Genomic DNA, 20,689 nt, shown 5'->3' with positions numbered 1-20,689 from the left:
AGCGCACCGTCTGCTGTTCTGGCGTGCATGATCACGGGGGAGGGTGTGGGGCGATTTGGTCGGACGGCGGCCCGCACCGTACTCTGGAGGCTGCCCAAGACCGCTGGTCGACATCGTGCCCCCCGGTGCGACGTCCGAAAGCCCGCTTCGTGCGGCGGCCCGCGCAGGTGAACGAGCTGTAGTCGGAGTGCGCCCGTGTGGCGCAGCCTTCCACGCCCCGTGCGCCTCGCGCCGGGGCGTTCGTCGTGTGCGGGCCTGAGCCGCCGGCGCTACACCCGTGGAAGGAGGCCCATGGCCAGGCCTGACAAGGCAGCTGCTGTCGCAGAGCTCACCGAGAAGTTCCGGGAGTCCCACGCGGCCGTGCTGACCGAGTACCGCGGGCTCACGGTGGCCCAGCTCACCAAGCTGCGCCGCTCGATCAGTGAGCACGCCACGTACGCCGTGGTGAAGAACACCCTCACCGACATCGCGGCCAAGGAGGCAGGTGTCGAGGCCTTCGAGGGCCAGTTCGCCGGCCCCTCCGCGATCGCCTTCATCACCGGTGACCCGGTGGAGACGGCCAAGTCGATGCGGGACTTCGCCAAGGAACACCCCGCGCTCGTCATCCGTGGCGGCCTGCTCGACGGAAAGCCGCTGTCTGCGGACGACGTCCGTCAGCTCGCCGACCTCGAGCCGCGCGAGGTGCTGCTGGCCAAGCTGGCCGGCGCGATGAAGGCGTCGATGTCCGGCGCTGCGGCGCTGTTCGCCGCCCCGCTGGCGCAGACGGCCCGCGTGGTCGACGCCCTGCGTCAGAAGACCGAAGAGCAGTCCCAGGGCTGAACGCCCGACCCACCCCGGGCGAGCCCGCCCACACACGACCGCCCGCACCTGGGCGTGAACAGGAAGGAACGCCACCATGGCGAAGCTCAGCACCGACGAGCTCCTTGAGTCCTTCAAGGAGATGACCCTCATCGAGCTCTCCGAGTTCGTGAAGAAGTTCGAGGAGACCTTCGAGGTCACCGCCGCCGCTCCCGTCGCCGTGGCTGCTGCCCCGGCCGCCGGTGGCGCTGGTGGCGGCGAGGCCGCTGCCGAGCAGGACGAGTTCGACGTCGTCCTCGAGGCTGCTGGCGAGAAGAAGATCCAGGTCATCAAGGAGGTGCGCGCCCTCACCTCCCTCGGCCTGAAGGAGGCCAAGGACCTCGTGGACGGCGCCCCCAAGGTCGTCCTGGAGAAGGTCGACAAGGCTGCCGCCGACAAGGCCAAGGAGGCCCTCGAGGGCGCCGGGGCCACCGTCACCCTCAAGTGATCCTCGCTGTGGACGGTCCTTGACCGTCCACAGCACCCGAAGGGGCCGGTCCGTCATCACGACGGGCCGGCCCCTTCGTCGTCCCCGAGAGCCGCCCGCCGACGTACTTGTCGAGGGTTTCGCGCGGTTGTCGAGGGGTGCACCCCTCGACAAGCGGAGTGTCACCCACTGAACGTGATCAACGGGGGGAGGGGGCGCCAGGCGGGGGGGAGGGCTCGGCGAGCGAGAAGTGCTACCCGGCCGTAACCTTCGCCCGACGTGCTCGTTGGACGTGATGCAGCGCACGTTCACGCGCGTGCTGCCGTGTCCGCACAGGCGAGGGGTGGAACGTGGGAGTGGAGATCCGCGTCGAGGGACTCACCAAGTCCTTCGGCTCGCAGTCGATCTGGCAGGACGTCACGCTGACGCTCCCGGCCGGTGAGATCTCGGTGATGCTCGGCCCCTCGGGCACCGGCAAGTCGGTGTTCCTCAAGACCCTGGTGGGCCTGCTCAAGCCCGACCGCGGCTCGATCGTCATCGACGGCCGCGACGTCGTCACCCTGGGCGAGCGCGACCTGTACGAGATCCGCAAGCTGTTCGGCGTGCTGTTCCAGGACGGCGCGCTGTTCGGCTCGATGACGCTGTACGACAACATCGCGTTCCCGCTGCGTGAGCACACGAAGAAGTCCGAGTCCGACATCCGCAAGATCGTCACCGAGAAGATCGAGCTGGTCGGCCTGCAGGGCGCCGAGGGCAAGCTGCCCGGCGAGATCTCCGGCGGCATGCGCAAGCGGGCCGGCCTGGCCCGCGCGCTGGTGCTCGACCCCGAGATCATCCTGTTCGACGAGCCGGACTCGGGTCTGGACCCCGTGCGCACCGCCTACCTCAACCAGCTGATCGTCGACCTGAACGCCCAGATCGACGCCACCTTCCTCATCGTCACCCACGACATCAACACCGCGCGCACGGTGCCCGACAACATCGGCCTGCTGTACCACCGGCACCTGGCGATGTTCGGCCCGCGCGAGATGCTGCTGAGCAGCGAGGAGCCCGTCGTCCGGCAGTTCCTCAACGCCCAGCGGGTCGGCCCGATCGGCATGAGCGAGGAGAAGGACGCCGAGGAGCTGGCCGCCGAGTCCGGCCAGGAGCTGCCGCCCCTGCCGCCGATCCCGATGCAGCTGTCGACCAGCGACGGCGTCCTGCGTCGCCACCAGCGCGAGGCCGGCCAGTGGTGCCGCGAGAACGGCGTCACGCCCCCGCCCGGGTCGTTCGAGGGCGAGACGGCCATCCCGGCGGCCACGCCGTCGGCGACGCCGGGCGCGTCCGCGGCGCCGGGCCCCGCGCTGGACGACGCGCTCGAGCCCGTGACGACCCGCCCGCAGGGGATGGTGCCGTGAGCAACCCGGCGGTCGGCGCCCTGCGTCAGAGCGGCAACCTGTTCGCGCTGGCGCTGGACGTGCTGCGCGCCCTGCCACGCCGCCCGTTCCAGGGCAAGGAGTTCATCCAGCAGTCCTGGTTCATCGCCAGCGTCACGATCCTGCCGACCGCCCTGGTGTCGATCCCGTTCGGCGCCGTGATCGCCTTGCAGCTCGGCACGCTCACCCGTCAGCTCGGCGCGCAGAGCTACACCGGCGCCGCGAGCGTGCTCGCGATCATCCGCGAGGCCAGCCCGATCGTCACCGCGCTGCTCATCGCGGGCGCGGGCGGCTCGGCCATCTGCGCCGACCTCGGCTCGCGCAAGATCCGCGAGGAGATCGACGCCATGGAGGTGCTGGGCATCAGCCCGATCCAGCGCCTCGTCGTCCCGCGAGTGCTCGCCTCGATGCTCGTCGCCGTGCTGCTCAACGGCCTGGTGTCGGTGGTCGGCGTGATCGGCGGCTACTTCTTCAACGTCATCCTGCAGGGCGGGACGCCGGGCGCCTACCTCGCCTCGTTCACCGCCCTCGCGCAGGTGGCCGACCTCGCCTCGGGCGAGATCAAGGCGCTGGTGTTCGGGGCGCTCGCCGCGATCGTCGCGTCGTACAAGGGGCTCACCGCAGGTGGTGGCCCCAAGGGCGTCGGTGACGCCGTCAACCAGTCGGTGGTGATCACGTTCATGCTGCTGTTCGTCGTCAACTTCGTGCTCACCGCCGTGTACTTCCAGGTCGTCCCGCAGAAGCTCGGGTGATGACGATGGCCACCACGATCTCCCAGCGCGTCACCGCCACCGCCCGCAAGCCGGTCGACGGACTGGACTCCCTCGGCGGTCAGCTGCGGTTCTACGTCCGCTCGCTCGCGTGGACCCCCCGCACCCTGCGCCGCTACAAGAAGGAGATCTTCCGGCTGCTGGCCGAGGTGAGCCTCGGCACGGGCGCGCTGTCGGTGATCGGCGGCACGGTCGGCGTCATCGCCTTCCTCGCCTTCTTCACCGGCACCGAGGTGGGCTTGCAGGGCTACTCGGCGCTCAACCAGCTCGGCACCGGCGCCTTCACCGGCTTCATCTCCGCCTACTTCAACACCCGCGAGATCGCCCCGCTGGTGGCCGGCCTGGCGCTGGCCGCGACGGTGGGCTGCGGCTTCACCGCCCAGCTCGGCGCCATGCGGATCAGCGAGGAGGTCGACGCGCTCGAGGTCATGGGCCTGCCGAGCCTGCCGTTCCTGGTCACCACCCGCATGATCGCCGGCTTCGTCGCGGTGATGCCGCTGTACGTCGTCGGCCTGCTGTCGTCGTACTTCGCGACCCGGTTCATCACCACGGAGTACTTCGGCCAGTCCAAGGGCACCTACGACCACTACTTCCACCTGTTCCTGCCGCCCGGTGACGTGCTGTGGTCGTTCGGCAAGGTCCTGGTGTTCGCCGTCGTGATCATCCTCATCCACTGCTACTACGGCTACACCGCGAGCGGCGGCCCGGCGGGCGTCGGCGTAGCCGTGGGCACGGCGGTGCGCACCTCGATCGTCGCCATCAACGTCATCGACTTCTTCCTCAGCCTCGCCATCTGGGGCGCCACCACGACCGTGCGGATCGCGGGGTAGCGCGATGCACATGGCCGCCCGGCGTCCGAGAGGGTTCCTCTCGCGCTTCTCCACGCACGTGTACGGCGTGGTGTTCCTCGTCGTGCTCGCGCTGTTGCTCGGCCTGTCGATCGCGATGTTCCAGCAGCGCTTCACGCCCGTCGTGCTGGTGACCCTCAAGACCGACCACGTGGGCAACCAGCTGCAGAAGAGCTCCGACGTCAAGGTCCGCGGTCTGATCGTGGGCGAGGTGCGCAGCATCGAGCACGTCGACGACGGCGCGCAGGTGCAGCTGGCCCTGCAGCCCGACCAGATCGGCGCGATCCCCGAGAACGTCAGGGCGCGCCTGCTGCCGAAGACGCTGTTCGGCGAGCGGTACGTCGACCTGGTGATCCCCGACCAGCCGGCGCACCAGCCGCTCAAGGCCGGTGACGTCATCGGGCAGGACCGCACCTCGGTGGCCATCGAGCTGGAGAAGGTCTTCGACGACCTGCTGCCGCTGCTGCGCACCGTGAAGCCGGCCCAGCTCGCGACGACGCTGAACGCGATGGCCACAGCGCTCGAGGGGCGCGGTGAGCGGCTCGGCCAGAACCTCGTGCTCGCCGACCGCTACTTCACCGAGTTCAACAAGAACCTGCCGGTGCTGAAGCAGGACATCAGCGCGCTGGCCGACGTGGCGTCCCTGTACGCCGACGCCGCGCCCGACCTGTTGCGCATGGCGCGCGACCTGTCGGTGACCAACCGGACGATCGTCGAGAAGCAGAGCGCGCTCGCGGGCTTCCTCGCCGGCACCACCGGCTTCGCGACGACGGCGACCGCCGTGCTCAACGAGAACGCCGACCGGATCATCCGCGTCGGCCGGGTCAACCGCCCCACGCTGCAGGTGCTGGAGCGGTACTCGCCGATCTACGCGTGCTTCGCCCAGGGCCTGGTGGGCTGGATCCCTCGCATCGACCAGGCCTTCGGGGCGAACTCGCTGCACATCACCCTCGAGGTGGTGCCGCAGCGTCCCGCGTACAAGCCCGGCGAGGAGCCCGCCTGGGTGGCCAACCGGCCGCCCGACTGCAAGGGACTGCCCGGCAAGGCCGGCTCGCAGGCGCACCCCTACACCGGCGACTACATCCCCGACGGCACCCGCGACGTCTACGGCGGTGGTGCCGGCAGCGGCGTCCCGTCTGCCTTCGTGGACCCGCAGAGCGGGCCGGCGGGCACCGCGGGCGAGCAGGCGGTCACCGACGCGCTGTTCGCGCCCCTGCTCGGCGTCACGCCGAGCCAGATGCCCGACATCAGCAACCTGCTGCTCGGCCCGATGGTGCGGGGCACCGTGGTGAGCCAGACCTCCGACTCCAGTGATGGCGCCCGATGAGCCGGCCGGACGCCCTGACCACGAAGAGCCTGGTCAAGCTCGTCGTCTTCGCAGCGGCCACGATCGCCGCCTTCGCCATGCTGGCCTTCACCATCTCGCCGCTGGTCACCGGCGGCCGCACCGAGTACCGCGCCGTCTTCAGCGACGTCACGGGGCTGGCTGCGGGCGACGACGTGCGCATCGCGGGCGTCAAGGTGGGCCGGGTCAAGGGCATCTCGCTGTCGGGACGCCGCCACGCGCTCGTGACCCTGGACGTCGACACCGCCCGCTCGCTCACCGAGAGCACGCGCGTGGTGGTGCGCTACCGCAACCTGATCGGGCAGCGCTACGTCGCGCTGGTGCAGGGTGCGGGGTCCGACGCCCGGCTGAAGGACGGCGCGACGATCCCGTTGTCGCGCACCGAACCGGCCCTCGACCTCACGGTGCTGTTCAACGGCTTCAAGCCGCTGTTCGCCGCCCTGTCGCCGCACGACGTCAACCAGCTGAGCGGCGAGATCATCCAGGTGCTGCAGGGTGAGGGCGGCACGATCAACAGCCTGCTGGCCCACACGGCGTCCCTGACGTCGTCCATCGCCGACCGCGACCAGGTGATCGGCCGCACCATCGACAACCTCAACGCGGTGCTCGGCACGGTGTCGGCCCGCGACCAGCAGCTCGACCAGCTGCTCGTGCAGCTGCAGCGCTTCGTGAGCGGGCTGTCCGCCGACCGCGAGGCGATCGGGCAGTCGCTCACCAACATCAACGCGCTCGCCGCCGACACCGCCGGCCTGCTGTCGACAGCCCGCCCGCCGCTCAAGGCCGACATCGCCAACCTGCGCACGCTGTCGGCGACGCTCAACAAGCCCGAGAACACCAAGACCTTCGAGCACTTCATGGACACCTGGCCGAACAAGGTCAACACCCTCACGCGCACCGCCACCTACGGGTCGTGGTTCAACTTCTACCTGTGCAAGTTCGACGGCTCCGTGGTGCTGCCGACCGGCGTGCTGGGCCTCACCAAGGACACCCGCCTGCCGGTGAACCTCGCCGACAACAAGGCGGCCCGGTGCGGAGGGGTGGGCTGATGGCGACGCCGTTCCGCGAGCGCAACCCCGTGCCGATCGGGGCGATCGGCCTGCTGCTCATCGGCGCCATGCTGCTGCTCGCCTTCAACGTGCAGAAGCTGCCGATCATCGGCCGCGGCACCACCTACCAGGCGGCGTTCACCGAGGCCGGTGGCCTGAAGACCGGTGACGACGTGCTCGTCGCGGGCGTCAAGGTCGGCAAGGTCAAGAAGATCGAGCTCGACGGCGCCCAGGTGCTCGTGACCTTCAAGATCACCGAGCCGGCCCACTTCGGCACCCGCACCGGCGCCCAGGTCAAGCTCAAGACCCTGCTCGGCCAGAAGTACCTCGCGCTCGACCCGCAGGGCCCGGGCCAGCTCGATCCCGACCAGGTGATCCCCACGAGCCGCACGGTGCCGTCGTACGACGTCATCGACGCGTTCAGCGAGCTCACCCAGACTGAGGAACGCATCGACGTCCCGCAGCTGTCGAGCTCCCTCGAGGTGCTGGCCACCGAGTTCAAGGACAGCCCGCCCGAGGTGAAGGCCTCGCTCGAGGGGCTGACGCGCCTCTCGCGCACGATCTCCTCGCGCGACCAGCAGCTCGCCGAGCTGCTCGCCCACGCCAAGACGGTGTCGGGCACCCTCGCCGCGCGCAACGGCGAGATCGACGCCCTGCTGAAGGACGGCGACCTGCTGCTGGCCGAGCTGCAGAAGCGCCGGGCGGCGATCCACACGCTGCTCACCAACACCGCGGCCCTGGCCGAGCAGATCACCGGGCTCGTGCGCGACAACCGGGCCCAGCTGCGCCCGGCGCTGCAGGAGGTGCAGAAGGTGCTGGCCGTGCTGCAGAAGCACCAGGACGACCTCGATGCCGGCATCAAGGCGATGGCGCCGTTCACCCGGGTGTTCGCCAACACCCTCGGCAACGGCCGGTGGTTCGACACCTACATCCCCAACCTCGTGCCGGTCGGTGGCACCGTGCCGAGCGGGGTGGGAGGCAAGTGATGGCCAAGGCCCTGAAGCTCCGGCTCACGCGCCCGGGGCGGTCCCTGCGCACCGTGGTCGTGGGTGTCGTCGTGGTGGGCCTGCTCGCCGCTGCGGCGCTGGTCTTCTGGCCGTCGACCCCCGATCGCCTGGTCACCGCCCACTTCACCCGCGCCGTCGGCCTCTACCCCGGCTCGCAGGTGCGCGTGCTGGGTGTGCCGGTCGGCACCGTGCGCAGCGTCGAGCCAGAGGGCAAGCAGGTCAAGGTGGTGCTCGCCGTCCAGGGCGACGTGAAGGTGCCGGCCGACGCGCAGGCCGCGATCTTGTCGCCGTCGCTGGTGAGCGACCGGTACGTGCAGCTGCTGCCGGCCTGGACCCACGGCCCGACGATGCGTGACGGCGCGGACATCCCGGTCGAGCGCACCGCCGTGCCGGTCGAGCTCGACCGCGTCACCCAGAGCCTCGACGACCTCAGCAAGGCGCTCGGCCCGCAGGGCGCGAACGCCGACGGCTCGCTGTCGCGCCTGCTGGCCACGAGCGCCGACAACCTCGACGGCCAGGGTGACAAGGCCAACGAGGCCGTGCACGAGCTGTCGCTCGCGCTCGGCACGGTGTCGGGCAGCCGCGAGGACCTGTTCACCACGGTGAAGAACCTGCAGACCTTCACCTCCACGCTCGCCGCCGCCGACCCACAGGTACGGCGGCTCAACACCGACCTCGCCTCGGTGGCCGACCAGCTCTCGGGGGAGAAGGACGACCTGGCGCTGGCCCTGAAGAACCTCGCGGTCGCGCTGCGCGAGGTGTCGACGTTCGTCTCCGACAACCGCTCGGTGCTGAAGCAGGACGTCGCGGCACTGACCTCGGTGACCGGCACGGTCGCGGCCGACCGCAACCAGCTCGCCGAGCTGCTCGACAACGCGCCGGTCGCGCTGTCGAACCTGCAGAACGCCTACAACCCGCCGTCCGGCACGCTCGATACCCGCGACAACTTCAACCAGCTGGATCACCCCGACGAGCTGATCTGCGGGCTGATCAACCAGCAGGTCAGCAAGGTGACCGCCTGCAAGAAGTCGCTCGGCCCGCTGCTCACGCCGCTCAGCCAGCTGCTCGCCGCCTCCGGTGGTGGCACGCCGTCACTGCCCACCGGCCTGCTGTCGGGCACGCCGTCGGCGCTGACGACCGACGGCGCTGGGGGCGGCGTGGTGGTCGACCGGCGCGGCCCCGACCCGACGCTCGGCGGCATCCTCGGGGGTGCGCGATGAGGGCCGTGCTGCGCCGGGCGCGCCTGGTCGCGGCCGCCGTCGTCGGTGCGATGCTGCTCGCCGGCTGCCAGGGTGCCTACGACATCGCGCTGCCCGGCGGCGTGGCCGGGCACGGCGACATCTACCGCGTCACCGTGCAGTTCGCGGACGTCATGGACCTCGTGCCGCAGTCGGCCGTGAAGGTCGGCGACGTCACCGTGGGCTCGGTCGAGGACATCACGCTCAAGGGCTGGACGGCGCAGGTGGTGGTGCGGCTGAAGGACTCCGTGAAGCTGCCCGACAACGCCACCGCCGAGCTGAAGCAGACCAGCCTGCTGGGCGAGAAGTACGTCTCGCTGCAGGCGCCCACCGACGCCGCACCGGTCGGCCGGCTCTCGGACGGCGACGTCATCCCGTTGGCACGCACCGGGCGCAACCCCGAGGTCGAGGAGGTCCTCGGCGCGATGTCGCTGCTGCTGAACGGCGGCGGCGTGGCGCAGCTGAAGATCATCGAGACCGAGCTCAACAAGGCGCTCACCGGCAACGAGACGGCCGTGCGCGACCTGCTCGCCCAGCTCGACACGTTCGTCGGCGAGCTCGACTCGCAGAAGGCCGAGATCAACCGCGCGATCGACAGCATCGACCAGCTCTCGGCCCGCCTCGCCGCCCAGCGCGCCGACATCGCGACGGCACTCGACGCGCTGCCCGGCGGCCTGAAGGTGCTGGCCGACCAGCGCAAGCAGCTCACCGCCATGCTGACCTCGCTGAGCCGGCTGGGTGCGGTGGGCTCGCGCGTGATCACCGCCTCGAAGGACGACACCGTCGCCAACCTCAAAGCCCTGCGGCCGGTGCTCGCGGCGCTCAACGACGCGGGCGACGACCTGCCGAAGTCGCTGCAGCTGCTGCTCACCTACCCCTTCCCCGACAAGGCCCTCGAGGGCGTGAAGGGCGACTACACCAACCTGTGGATCACCGCTGATCTCGACGCCCGCTCGCTCCTCGACCTCCCGACCGGTCCGAGCGGTCCGCTGCCCGGCGTCCCCGGGTTGCCGCCGCTGCCGCAGCTGCCGGACGTCACGAGCATCCCCTGCACGATCCTCGGCCAGGTGGTGCAGTTCCCCGGCACCTCATGCCCCGCTCCCATCGCACCCGGTGACCAGACCGTGCAGTGCCGGTACGACGCCGTGCCCGCCCTCGTGCTGCCGTTCAAGGGCACCCGGTGCCCCCAGGGCTGGACGAAGGTCACCACGCCCGCGCCGAGCCCGACGTCCGGGGGCGGCTCGGGTGGTGGCTCGGGCGGTGGCTCCGGCGGCGGCATCTGCCTGCCCGGCGTCCTGTGCCTCGGTGAGGCGCAGCGCACCGGCATCGAGGGCCTGCTGCTCGGCGGCATCGACCCGCAGGCGGTGAGCTGATGGTCACCCGGGGCGTGAAGCTGCAGCTCGTGGCGTTCGTCGCGATCGCGCTGGTGGCCGTGAGCGTGCTCTCGGCGAACTACGTGGGCCTGTTCGACAAGGTCGCGGGCGGCCGGTACGTCGTCACCGCTGACTTCGGCGACTCCGGCGGCATCTTCACCGGCGCCGAGGTCACCTACCGCGGGGTCACGATCGGCAAGGTCGACCGGCTGCGGCTCACCGACGGCGGCGTGCTCGTCGACCTGCGGCTCGACCGCGGCAGCCAGGTGCCCCGCGACACCCTGGCGGTCGTCGAGAACCGCTCGGCGGTGGGCGAGCAGTACGTCGACCTCCAACCCCGCTCCGGCGGTGGCCCCTACCTCACCGCCGGGTCGCGCATCGCCCGCGCCGACACCCGCACACCCACCCGCATCGACACCGTGCTGCTCGATGTCGACCGGCTCGTGCGGTCGGTCGACAAGAACGACCTCAGCACCACCGTCGAGGAGCTGGGGCGCGCCTTCGCCGGCGGCGGCACCGACCTGCAGCGGCTCATCGACGCCGGTGACGCCCTCACCCAGTCGGCCACCGAAGCCCTCCCCGAGACCACGCGGCTGATCCAGGACGGCCACACCGTGCTGGAGACCCAGAAGGCCTCCGGCAGCGACATCCGCTCGTTCTCCGCCGACCTCGCCGACCTGTCGGGGCAGCTGCGCAGCAGCGACGCCGACCTGCGGGCGGTGCTCGACCGCGGCGTGGTCGCCAGCCAGCAGCTCGACGGGCTGCTGCGCGAGAACCGCACCAACCTCGGCGCTCTGCTCACCAACCTCGTCACGGTGGGCCAGGTGACCGTGACGCGCACGAAGGGGATCCGCCAGATGTTCATCACCTACCCCGACGTCGTGCGGGGCGGCTACACCGTCGTGCCCGGCGACGGCACGGCCCACTTCGGGCTGCAGCTCAACACCGACAACCCGCCGGCGTGCACGCGCGGCTACGGCAGCACCCAGCGCACCGACCCGCAGCAGACCACCCACCTGCCGCCGGTCAACACCAGCGTGCGCTGCGCGCTGCCGCGCGGGTCGGCGTCGTCGGTGCGCGGCGCGCAGAACGCTCCCCGGCCGCAGAGCGCCCCCGCGTCGTCCGTGCCGTTCGGACCCTTCGGGCTGACCGACGCCGGGTCCGACCTCCCCACGGTCGTGACCTCCGCGCCGCCCTCCGGCGTCGACACGCTGGCCTGGATGCTGCTGGGCGGTCAGTCGTGAGCGCGCTGGCCCGCCCGGGCGTCCGGGTGGCGCTCGCAGCCGTGCTCGCGGCGCTGGTGGTGGCCGGGCTGGTGGTCGGTGGCCTGCTCGGGCGCCGGGTGCTCGCCGAGCGGCGCAGCACCGCCGCGGGGCAGGACGCCGTGGCCGCCGCCACCCAGCTGGCGGTGAACTTCACGACCCTGGACTACCGCACGTTCGACCGCGACGCCCAGCGGGTCGTCGACGACGCGACCGGCACCTTCAAGAAGGAGTTCGCGGCCCAGACCGACCAGCTGAAGAAGCTCGTGACCAGCAACAAGGCGGTCAGCAAGGGCAAGGTGCTCAAGGCCGGGCTGGTCTCGCACGACGCCGACAGCGCGCGGGTGATCCTCGTGGTCGACGCCGACGTCACGAACACCGCGGCGGCCACGCCCGTCGCCCGGCACTACCGTATGCAGGTCGACCTCACCCGCTCCGGTGACCAGTGGCTCACCGACCAGCTGCAGTTCGTGGGCTGAGCGGTGGGGGAGAGGCGAGAGGCTGCCATGACCGACGTCCGACGACCCGACCAGGCCCGGGGAGGCACCACCGTGACCCCCAGCCCGCGCCGCCGACGGGTGGCCGGTGAGCGCTCGCGCCCCGTGCTGCCACCCGAGCCCACTGTCGAGCCCTCTGTCGAGCCCACCGCTCAGCCCACTGCCCAGCCCACTGCCCAGCGGCCGCTCGAGCCCACCACCGAGTCGGCTCCGGCCGCCGCGGGCGAGCGAGCGGCCGGACGTCGGGTGCCGGGCTGGGTGCTGGGCGCGCTGGCCGCACTGCTCGTCGTCGTGCTGCTGGCCGTGGGGCTGCTGGTGCGCGCCGACCGTCAGGCCCACGCGGTCGACGCCGCGCGCGGCGAGGCGGTGCGCGCCGCCCGCACGGCCGCGACGGCGATCCTCAGCTACGACTACCGCCACCTCGACGCCGACTTCGCCAAGGGTCGGGCCCTCACGGCGTCGCCGTTCGCCGAGCAGTACGCCAAGACCACCGCCGAGGCGGTCAAGAAGGTGGCCACCGACACCAAGGCCTCCGTGGTGGCGCAGGTGGCGGCCGCGGGCGTCGAGCAGGCATCCGCACACCGCGTCGTCATCGTGCTGTTCGTCAACCAGACGACCACCTCGACCCGCCTCGAGCGCCCGCAGGTCGACCAGAACCGCGTTGAGATGACGATGGTCGAGCGCGACGGCCGGTGGCTGGTCTCGCAGGTCAGCGGCCTGTAGCAGGCTGGCGCGCCGGTCTGGCTGCGCCGTTCGGCTGCACCAGGCGGCACGCCGGTGGCCGTCGAACCTTGACGCGGGGTACCGCGGAGCGCCATCCTCGTGGCGCAGTCGCTGGCTTCGGGCCGGCGAGGCAGCCGCGGGGTCCTCGGACGCGGGCGTTTCCTTGTGCGCAACCCATGGGGTATGCTTGCACTTTGCGCCAGCCGTCTTCACCCGTCGCTCGGATCAGCACTTCTGTGCCCATCCCAGTGCCGGGCCGATCGGCGTGCGTACTCACCGCATCAAAGGCCCGTGGAAGGACCCTCCTTGGCTGCCTCGCGCACAGCACCCGCGACGTCCACCGCTCGAACGGCCTCAGGCCGCATCAGTTTCGGCAAGATCCACGAACCGCTTGAGGTCCCCGACCTCCTCGCGCTGCAGACCGACAGCTTCGACTGGCTGCTCGGCAACGAGCGCTGGCAGGAGCGCGTGCAGGCCAACGCCGGGGCCAGCAACATCCACGAGAAGTCCGGTCTGGAGGAGATCTTCGAGGAGATCTCGCCGATCGAGGACTTCTCCGGGTCGATGTCGCTGTCGTTCCGCGACCACCGGTTCGAGCCCCCCAAGTACTCGATCGACGAGTGCAAGGAGCGGGACATGACCTACGCCGCTCCGCTGTTCGTCACGGCCGAGTTCATGAACACCAACACCGGCGAGATCAAGAGCCAGACCGTGTTCATGGGTGACTTCCCGCTCATGACCGAGCGCGGCACCTTCGTCGTGAACGGCACCGAGCGCGTCGTCGTCTCCCAGCTCGTCCGCTCGCCGGGCGTGTACTTCGAGCGCACCGCCGACAAGACCTCCGACAAGGACGTCTACACCGCCAAGGTCATCCCCTCGCGCGGCGCCTGGCTGGAGTTCGAGATCGACAAGCGCGACATGGTCGGTGTGCGCATCGACCGCAAGCGCAAGCAGTCCGTCACCGTGCTGCTGAAGGCCCTCGGCATGTCCGAGGCCGAGATCCTCGAGCAGTTCGGCGACTTCGAGTCGATGCGCCAGACCCTGGAGAAGGACCACACCTCCGGCCAGGACGACGCGCTGCTCGACATCTACCGCAAGCTGCGCCCGGGTGAGCCGCCGACGCGCGAGGCCGCGCAGACGCTGCTCGAGAACCTGTACTTCAACCCCAAGCGCTACGACCTGGCCAAGGTCGGTCGCTACAAGATCAACAAGAAGCTCGGCGTCGACAAGGAGCCGAACGACAGCGTCCTGTCGCTCGACGACGTCGTCGCGACGATCAAGTTCCTGGTCACCCTGCACGCCGGCGGCTCGACCATGCCCGGCGTCAAGAACGGCCAGCAGGTCGACCTGCGCGTCGAGGTCGACGACATCGACCACTTCGGCAACCGTCGTCTGCGCACGGTCGGTGAGCTGATCCAGAACCAGGTGCGCACCGGCCTGTCGCGCATGGAGCGCGTCGTCCGCGAGCGCATGACCACGCAGGACGTCGAGGCCATCACGCCGCAGACGCTGATCAACATCCGGCCGGTCGTCGCCTCCATCAAGGAGTTCTTCGGCACCAGCCAGCTGTCGCAGTTCATGGACCAGACCAACCCGATCGCCGGTCTGACCCACAAGCGGCGGCTCTCGGCCCTCGGCCCGGGTGGTCTGTCCCGCGACCGCGCCGGCTTCGAGGTGCGCGACGTGCACCCGTCGCACTACGGCCGCATGTGCCCGATCGAGACCCCTGAGGGTCCGAACATCGGCCTGATCGGCTCGCTGTCGACGTACGCGCGGATCAACGCGTTCGGCTTCGTCGAGACCCCGTACCGCAAGGTCAAGTCCGGCCAGGTCACGGACGACGTCGACTACCTGACGGCGGACGAGGAGGACGAGTTCGTCATCGCGCAGGCCAACGCGCCGCTCGACGACAAGGGCCACTTCGCCGAGGAGATGGTGACGGTCCGCCGTAAGGGTGGCGAGGTCGAGCTCGTGCCGGCCGACGAGGTCGACTACATGGACGTCGCCGCGCGCCAGATGGTGTCGGCCGCGACCGCGATGATCCCGTTCCTCGAGCACGACGACGTCAACCGCGCCCTCATGGGCTCGAACATGCAGCGCCAGGCGGTGCCGCTGGTCAAGACCGAGGCTCCGCTGGTGGGCACCGGCATGGAGCACCGCGCCGCGCTCGACTCGGGCGACGTCGTGCGGGCCGAGAAGGCCGGTGTGGTGCAGGAGGTGTCGGCCGACACGATCACGGTCGCCAACGACGACGCCACCTACACCACCTACCGGGTGGCCAAGTTCCGCCGCTCGAACCAGGGCACGGCGTACAACCAGCGCACGACCGTCGACGAGGGCGACCGCGTCGAGGTCGGACAGCTGCTGGCCGACGGCCCGTCGACCGACGGCGGCGAGATGGCGCTCGGGCGCAACCTGCTCGTGGCGTTCATGCCGTGGGAGGGCTACAACTACGAGGACGCGATCATCCTCAGCCAGCGCGTGGTGCAGGACGACCTGCTCTCCTCGATCCACATCGAGGAGCACGAGGTCGACGCCCGCGACACCAAGCTGGGCCCGGAGGAGATCACCCGCGACATCCCGAACGTCTCCGAGGAGGTCCTCGCCGACCTCGACGAGCGCGGGATCATCCGGATCGGCGCCGAGGTGCGCGACGGCGACCTGCTCGTCGGCAAGGTCACGCCCAAGGGCGAGACCGAGCTCACCCCCGAGGAGCGCCTGCTGCGCGCGATCTTCGGCGAGAAGGCGCGCGAGGTGCGCGACACCTCGCTGAAGGTGCCGCACGGCGAGACCGGCACGGTCATCGGCGTGAAGGTGTTCGACCGCGACGAGGGCGACGAGCTGCCCCCGGGCGTCAACCAGCTCGTGCGTGTCTACGTCGCGAACAAGCGCAAGATCACCGACGGCGACAAGCTCGCCGGCCGTCACGGCAACAAGGGCGTCATCTCCAAGATCCTCCCGGTCGAGGACATGCCGTTCCTGTCCGACGGCACGCCGGTCGACGTCGTCCTCAACCCGCTCGGCGTGCCGAGCCGGATGAACGTCGGCCAGGTGCTCGAGACGCACCTGGGCTGGGTCGCCTCGCGCGGCTGGAAGGTCGAGGGCTCGCCGGACTGGGCCAAGGACATGAAGGCCGACGCGCTGGAGGCGCCCCCGGGCACCCGGGTCGCCTCGCCGGTGTTCGACGGCGCGCACGAGGACGAGATCACCGGCCTGCTCGACAGCACGCTGCCGACCCGCGACGGCGTCCGGCTGGTCGACGGCTCCGGCAAGGGCATGCTCTTCGACGGCCGCAGCGGTGAGCCGTTCCCCGAGCCGGTGTCGGTGGGCTACATGTACATCCTGAAGCTGCACCACCTCGTCGACGACAAGATCCACGCTCGCTCGACCGGCCCCTACTCGATGATCACGCAGCAGCCCCTGGGCGGTAAGGCCCAGTTCGGCGGCCAGCGGTTCGGCGAGATGGAGGTCTGGGCGCTCGAGGCGTACGGCGCGGCGTACACGCTGCAGGAGCTGCTCACGATCAAGTCCGATGACATCCAGGGCCGCGTGAAGGTCTACGAGGCCATCGTCAAGGGCGAGAACATCCCCGACTCGGGCATCCCGGAGTCGTTCAAGGTGCTCCTCAAGGAGATGCAGTCGCTGTGCCTCAACGTCGAGGTGCTGAGCAGCGACGGCACGTCCATCGAGATGCGCGACGCGGACGAGGACGTCTTCCGTGCCGCCGAGGAACTGGGTATCGACCTGTCGCGGCGCGAGCCGAGCAGCGTCGAGGAGGTCTGACGGTCAGCTCGATCGACTCCTCGATCACCGTCAGTACACCGTCAGACCCAACAGACCTAGAAGACTGAGAGAAGGACACACGTGCTGGACGTCAACTTCTTTGACGAGCTGCGCATCGGCCTCGCGACCGCGGACGAGATCCGTCAGTGGTCGCACGGCGAGGTGAAGAAGCCCGAGACCATCAACTACCGCACCCTCAAGCCGGAGAAGGACGGGCTCTTCTGCGAGAAGATCTTCGGCCCGACCCGTGACTGGGAGTGCTACTGCGGCAAGTACAAGCGGGTGCGCTTCAAGGGCATCATCTGCGAGCGCTGCGGTGTCGAGGTCACGCGCGCCAAGGTGCGTCGTGAGCGCATGGGACACATCGAGCTGGCCGCTCCGGTCACGCACATCTGGTACTTCAAGGGTGTGCCCAGCCGGCTCGGCTACCTGCTCGACCTGGCCCCGAAGGACCTCGAGAAGGTCATCTACTTCGCGGCCTACATGATCACCTCGGTCGACGAGGAGGCGCGTCACCGCGACCTGCCGTCGCTCGAGGCCCAGATCGAGGTCGAGAAGAAGGAGGTCGAGAACCGCCGCGACGCCGACGTCGAGGCGCGCGCCAAGCGGCTCGAGACCGACCTGGCTCAGCTGGAGTCCGAGGGCGCCAAGGCCGACGCGCGCCGCAAGGTGCGCGAGTCCGCCGAGCGCGAGATGAACCAGATCCGCAAGCGCGCGGACGCCGAGATCGAGCGGCTGTCTGCGGTGTGGGACCGCTTCAAGAACCTCAAGGTCCAGGACCTCGAGGGCGACGAGGTGCTCTACCGCGAGATGCGCGACCGGTTCGGCCTGTACTTCGAGGGCGGCATGGGTGCCGCGGCGATCCAGAAGCGGCTCGAGAGCTTCGACCTGGACGCCGAGGCCGAGTCCCTGCGCGAGACCATCGCGACCGGCCGGGGCCAGAAGAAGACCCGCGCCCTGAAGCGGCTCAAGGTCGTCTCGGCGTTCCTCACGACCCGCAACTCGCCCATGGGCATGGTGCTGGACTGCGTGCCGGTCATCCCGCCGGACCTGCGCCCGATGGTGCAGCTCGACGGTGGCCGCTTCGCGACCTCCGACCTCAACGACCTGTACCGCCGGGTCATCAACCGCAACAACCGCCTCAAGCGGCTGCTCGACCTCGGCGCGCCCGAGATCATCGTCAACAACGAGAAGCGGATGCTGCAGGAGGCCGTCGACGCGCTGTTCGACAACGGCCGCCGTGGGCGTCCGGTCACCGGCCCGGGTAACCGGCCGCTGAAGTCGCTGTCCGACATGCTCAAGGGCAAGCAGGGTCGCTTCCGCCAGAACCTGCTCGGCAAGCGCGTCGACTACTCCGGCCGCTCGGTCATCGTCGTCGGCCCGCAGCTGAAGCTGCACCAGTGCGGTCTGCCCAAGCAGATGGCGCTGGAGCTGTTCAAGCCGTTCGTCATGAAGCGGCTGGTCGACCTCAACCACGCGCAGAACATCAAGTCCGCCAAGCGCATGGTCGAGCGGGGCCGCTCTGTGGTGTGGGACGTGCTCGAGGAGGTCATCACCGAGCACCCGGTGCTGCTCAACCGCGCACCGACCCTGCACCGCCTGGGCATCCAGGCGTTCGAGCCGCAGCTGGTCGAGGGCAAGGCCATCCAGATCCACCCGCTCGTCTGCACGGCGTTCAACGCCGACTTCGACGGTGACCAGATGGCCGTGCACCTGCCGCTGTCGGTCGAGGCGCAGGCCGAGGCCCGCGTGCTGATGCTCTCGAGCAACAACATCCTCAAGCCGGCCGACGGCCGCCCCGTGACCATGCCCACCCAGGACATGATCATCGGCCTGTTCCACCTGACCTCGCTCGACGAGGGTGGCGTGGGCGAGGGCCGGGCGTTCGGCACGCTGTCGGAGGCGATCATGGCCTACGACGCGCGTGACCTGGCGCTCGGCGCGAAGGTGCGGATCCGCCTCGACGACGTCGTGCCGCACGCCGGCATGAGCGTTCCGGAGGGCTGGGAGTCCGGTCAGCCGCTGCTGGTCGAGACCAGCCTCGGGCGCGCGCTGTTCAACGAGACGCTGCCGGCCGACTACCCCTTCGTCGACCAGCCGGTCGACAAGAAGGTGCTGTCGACCATCGTCAACGACCTCGCCGAGCGCTACCCGCGCGTGCAGGTCGCCGCGACGCTGGACGCGCTGAAGGAGGCCGGCTACCACTGGGGCACCCGCTCCGGCACCACGGTCGCCATCTCCGACGTCGTCACGCCGCCGCGCAAGCAGGAGATCCTCGAGGCGCACGAGGCCAAGGCCGCCAAGGTCCAGGGCCAGTACGAGCGGGGTCTGATCACCGACGACGAGCGCCGTCAGGAGCTCATCGAGATCTGGACCCAGGCGACCAACGAGATCGCCCGCGAGATGGAGAACAACCTGCCGGCCACCAACTCGGTGTACCGCATGGTCAACTCCGGGGCGCGTGGTAACTGGATGCAGGTGCGTCAGATCGCCGGCATGCGCGGCCTGGTGGCCAACCCGAAGGGCGAGATCATCCCGCGCCCGGTGAAGTCCAACTTCCGTGAGGGCTTCTCGGTGCTGGAGTACTTCATCTCCAGCCACGGTGCCCGCAAGGGTCTGGCCGACACCGCACTGCGTACCGCGGACTCCGGGTACCTCACCCGGCGCCTGGTCGACGTGTCGCAGGACGTCATCGTGCGCGAGGACGACTGCGGCACCGAGCGCGGTCTGCTCCTGCCGATCGCGGTCGAGGGCGCCGACGGCACCCTGCGCGAGCACGAGGACGTCGAGACCAGCGTCTACGCCCGCACCCTGGCTGCGGACGTCGTCGTCGACGGCAAGACGCTGCTCGAGGCCGGTACCGACCTCGGTGACGTCTCGATCGACCTGCTCGTCGCGGGCGGTGTGCGCGAGGTCAAGGTGCGTTCGGTGCTGACCTGCGAGTCCAAGGTCGGCACCTGCGCCCTGTGCTACGGGCGCTCGCTGGCCAGCGGCAAGCTCGTCGACATCGGCGAGGCGGTCGGCATCATCGCCGCCCAGTCGATCGGTGAGCCCGGTACCCAGCTGACGATGCGGACGTTCCACACCGGTGGCGTCGCGGGTGACGACATCACCCACGGTCTGCCGCGCGTCGTCGAGCTGTTCGAGGCCCGCACCCCCAAGGGTGTGGCCCCGATCGCCGAGGCCACGGGTCGGGTCGCCGTCGAGGAGACCGACAAGACCCGGCGCATCGTCCTCACCCCGGACGACGGCTCGGAGGAGCACGCCTACCCGGTGTCGCGCCGGGCCCGGCTGCTGGTCGCCGACGGCGACCACGTCGAGGTGGGCACCAAGCTGGTGCAGGGTGCGATCGACCCCAAGCAGGTCCTGCGCATCCTGGGCCCGCGTGCGGTGCAGGTGCACCTGGTCGACGAGGTCCAGGAGGTCTACCGCAGCCAGGGCGTGTCGATCCACGACAAGCACATCGAGGTCATCGTCCGGCAGATGCTGCGCCGGGTGACGATCATCGAGTCCGGCGACGCCGAGCTGCTGCCCGGCGAGCTCGCCGAGCGCTCGCGCTTCGAGTCCGAGAACCGTCGCGTCGTCGCCGAAGGTGGCGCGCCGGCCTCGGGCCGCCCGGAGCTCATGGGCATCACCAAGGCCTCGCTGGCGACCGAGTCGTGGCTGTCGGCCGCGTCGTTCCAGGAGACCACCCGGGTGCTCACGGACGCCGCGATCAACGGCCGCAGCGACCCGCTGCTCGGCCTGAAGGAGAACGTCATCATCGGCAAGCTCATCCCGGCCGGTACGGGTCTGCCCCGCTACCGCAACGTGCGGGTCGAGCCCACCGAGGAGGCGCGCTCGATGATGTACGCCATGCCGGGCTACGAGGAGATCGACTACGCGCCCTTCGGGGGCGGGTCGGGCCAGGCCGTGCCGCTCGAGGACCTCGACTTCGGGGACCTGCGCGGCAACTGATCAGGCAGGCAGCCGCGTGCGGTGCTCGGGGAGGTCATTTTGACCTCCCCGAGCACCGGCCGGTAAAGTTGCCCTCCGTGCCTGGGGTGACCCAGGCGCCACGTAGCAAGGACGCACAGGCTGGCGCGCGCGGGGGTAGCCCCCCGGGGCGGCGGCAGCCC

15 protein-coding genes are annotated in these 20,689 nt (G+C 70.1%); all 15 read left to right on the top strand.

The window, feature by feature from the left end:
• The first annotated feature begins 291 nt into the window (after nt 1-291).
• The 15 genes from rplJ to ASD06_RS08460 all read left to right on the top strand — a co-directional run bounded on the left by rplJ (nt 292) and on the right by ASD06_RS08460 (nt 20,528).
• A complete protein-coding gene (gene rplJ / locus ASD06_RS08530; protein WP_056675737.1) occupies nt 292-819 on the top strand; it encodes a 50S ribosomal protein L10 in 528 nt (175 codons plus the stop codon).
• Between the two features lie 76 nt (nt 820-895).
• Nucleotides 896-1,285: a 50S ribosomal protein L7/L12 gene (gene rplL, locus ASD06_RS08525; protein WP_056675734.1), complete on the top strand. Its 390-nt coding sequence runs from the start codon at nt 896-898 to the stop codon at nt 1,283-1,285.
• A gap of 329 nt (nt 1,286-1,614) precedes the next feature.
• Nucleotides 1,615-2,661: an ABC transporter ATP-binding protein gene (locus ASD06_RS08520; protein ID WP_082537851.1), complete on the top strand. Its 1,047-nt coding sequence runs from the start codon at nt 1,615-1,617 to the stop codon at nt 2,659-2,661.
• Nucleotides 2,658-3,431 carry an ABC transporter permease gene (locus tag ASD06_RS08515; protein WP_056675731.1) on the top strand — a complete coding sequence of 258 codons (774 nt, stop codon included), beginning with the start codon at nt 2,658-2,660 and terminating at the stop codon, nt 3,429-3,431. The genes ASD06_RS08520 and ASD06_RS08515 overlap by 4 nt, the downstream gene beginning before the upstream one ends.
• A gap of 5 nt (nt 3,432-3,436) precedes the next feature.
• A complete protein-coding gene (locus ASD06_RS08510; protein ID WP_056676406.1) occupies nt 3,437-4,279 on the top strand; it encodes an ABC transporter permease in 843 nt (280 codons plus the stop codon).
• Nucleotides 4,280-4,289: 10 nt separating this feature from the next.
• Nucleotides 4,290-5,624, top strand: a complete 1,335-nt coding sequence (locus ASD06_RS08505) for an MCE family protein (protein WP_157371595.1) — start codon at nt 4,290-4,292, stop codon at nt 5,622-5,624.
• On the top strand, nt 5,621-6,688 hold the full coding sequence (locus tag ASD06_RS08500) for an MCE family protein (protein WP_056675724.1): 1,068 nt from the start codon (nt 5,621-5,623) through the stop codon (nt 6,686-6,688). Before ASD06_RS08505 ends, ASD06_RS08500 begins: the two co-directional genes overlap by 4 nt.
• Complete coding sequence (locus ASD06_RS08495) at nt 6,688-7,674, top strand: MCE family protein (RefSeq protein WP_056675722.1); 987 nt, start codon at nt 6,688-6,690, stop codon at nt 7,672-7,674. The genes ASD06_RS08500 and ASD06_RS08495 overlap by 1 nt, the downstream gene beginning before the upstream one ends.
• Entirely contained in the window at nt 7,674-8,915 is a 1,242-nt protein-coding gene (locus ASD06_RS08490) for an MCE family protein (protein WP_056675720.1), read from the top strand. Before ASD06_RS08495 ends, ASD06_RS08490 begins: the two co-directional genes overlap by 1 nt.
• Nucleotides 8,912-10,306, top strand: coding sequence for an MCE family protein (locus ASD06_RS08485; RefSeq protein ID WP_082537849.1), 1,395 nt, complete (start codon nt 8,912-8,914; stop codon nt 10,304-10,306). The genes ASD06_RS08490 and ASD06_RS08485 overlap by 4 nt, the downstream gene beginning before the upstream one ends.
• Entirely contained in the window at nt 10,306-11,550 is a 1,245-nt protein-coding gene (locus ASD06_RS08480) for an MCE family protein (protein WP_056675715.1), read from the top strand. The genes ASD06_RS08485 and ASD06_RS08480 overlap by 1 nt, the downstream gene beginning before the upstream one ends.
• Nucleotides 11,547-12,047: a hypothetical protein gene (locus ASD06_RS08475; RefSeq protein WP_200941977.1), complete on the top strand. Its 501-nt coding sequence runs from the start codon at nt 11,547-11,549 to the stop codon at nt 12,045-12,047. The genes ASD06_RS08480 and ASD06_RS08475 overlap by 4 nt, the downstream gene beginning before the upstream one ends.
• Before the next feature lie 27 nt (nt 12,048-12,074).
• A complete protein-coding gene (locus ASD06_RS08470; RefSeq protein ID WP_056675713.1) occupies nt 12,075-12,788 on the top strand; it encodes a hypothetical protein in 714 nt (237 codons plus the stop codon).
• A 306-nt stretch (nt 12,789-13,094) separates the two neighbouring features.
• Complete coding sequence (rpoB, locus tag ASD06_RS08465) at nt 13,095-16,571, top strand: DNA-directed RNA polymerase subunit beta (RefSeq protein ID WP_056675712.1); 3,477 nt, start codon at nt 13,095-13,097, stop codon at nt 16,569-16,571.
• Nucleotides 16,572-16,652: 81 nt separating this feature from the next.
• On the top strand, nt 16,653-20,528 hold the full coding sequence (locus ASD06_RS08460) for a DNA-directed RNA polymerase subunit beta' (protein ID WP_056675710.1): 3,876 nt from the start codon (nt 16,653-16,655) through the stop codon (nt 20,526-20,528).
• Nucleotides 20,529-20,689: the final 161 nt, after the last annotated feature.

The organism is Angustibacter sp. Root456 (assembly GCF_001426435.1).
GTDB lineage: Bacteria > Actinomycetota > Actinomycetes > Actinomycetales > Angustibacteraceae > Angustibacter.
Note: the sequence above shows the minus strand (reverse complement) of the source record. Positions and strands in the feature narration are given on the sequence as shown.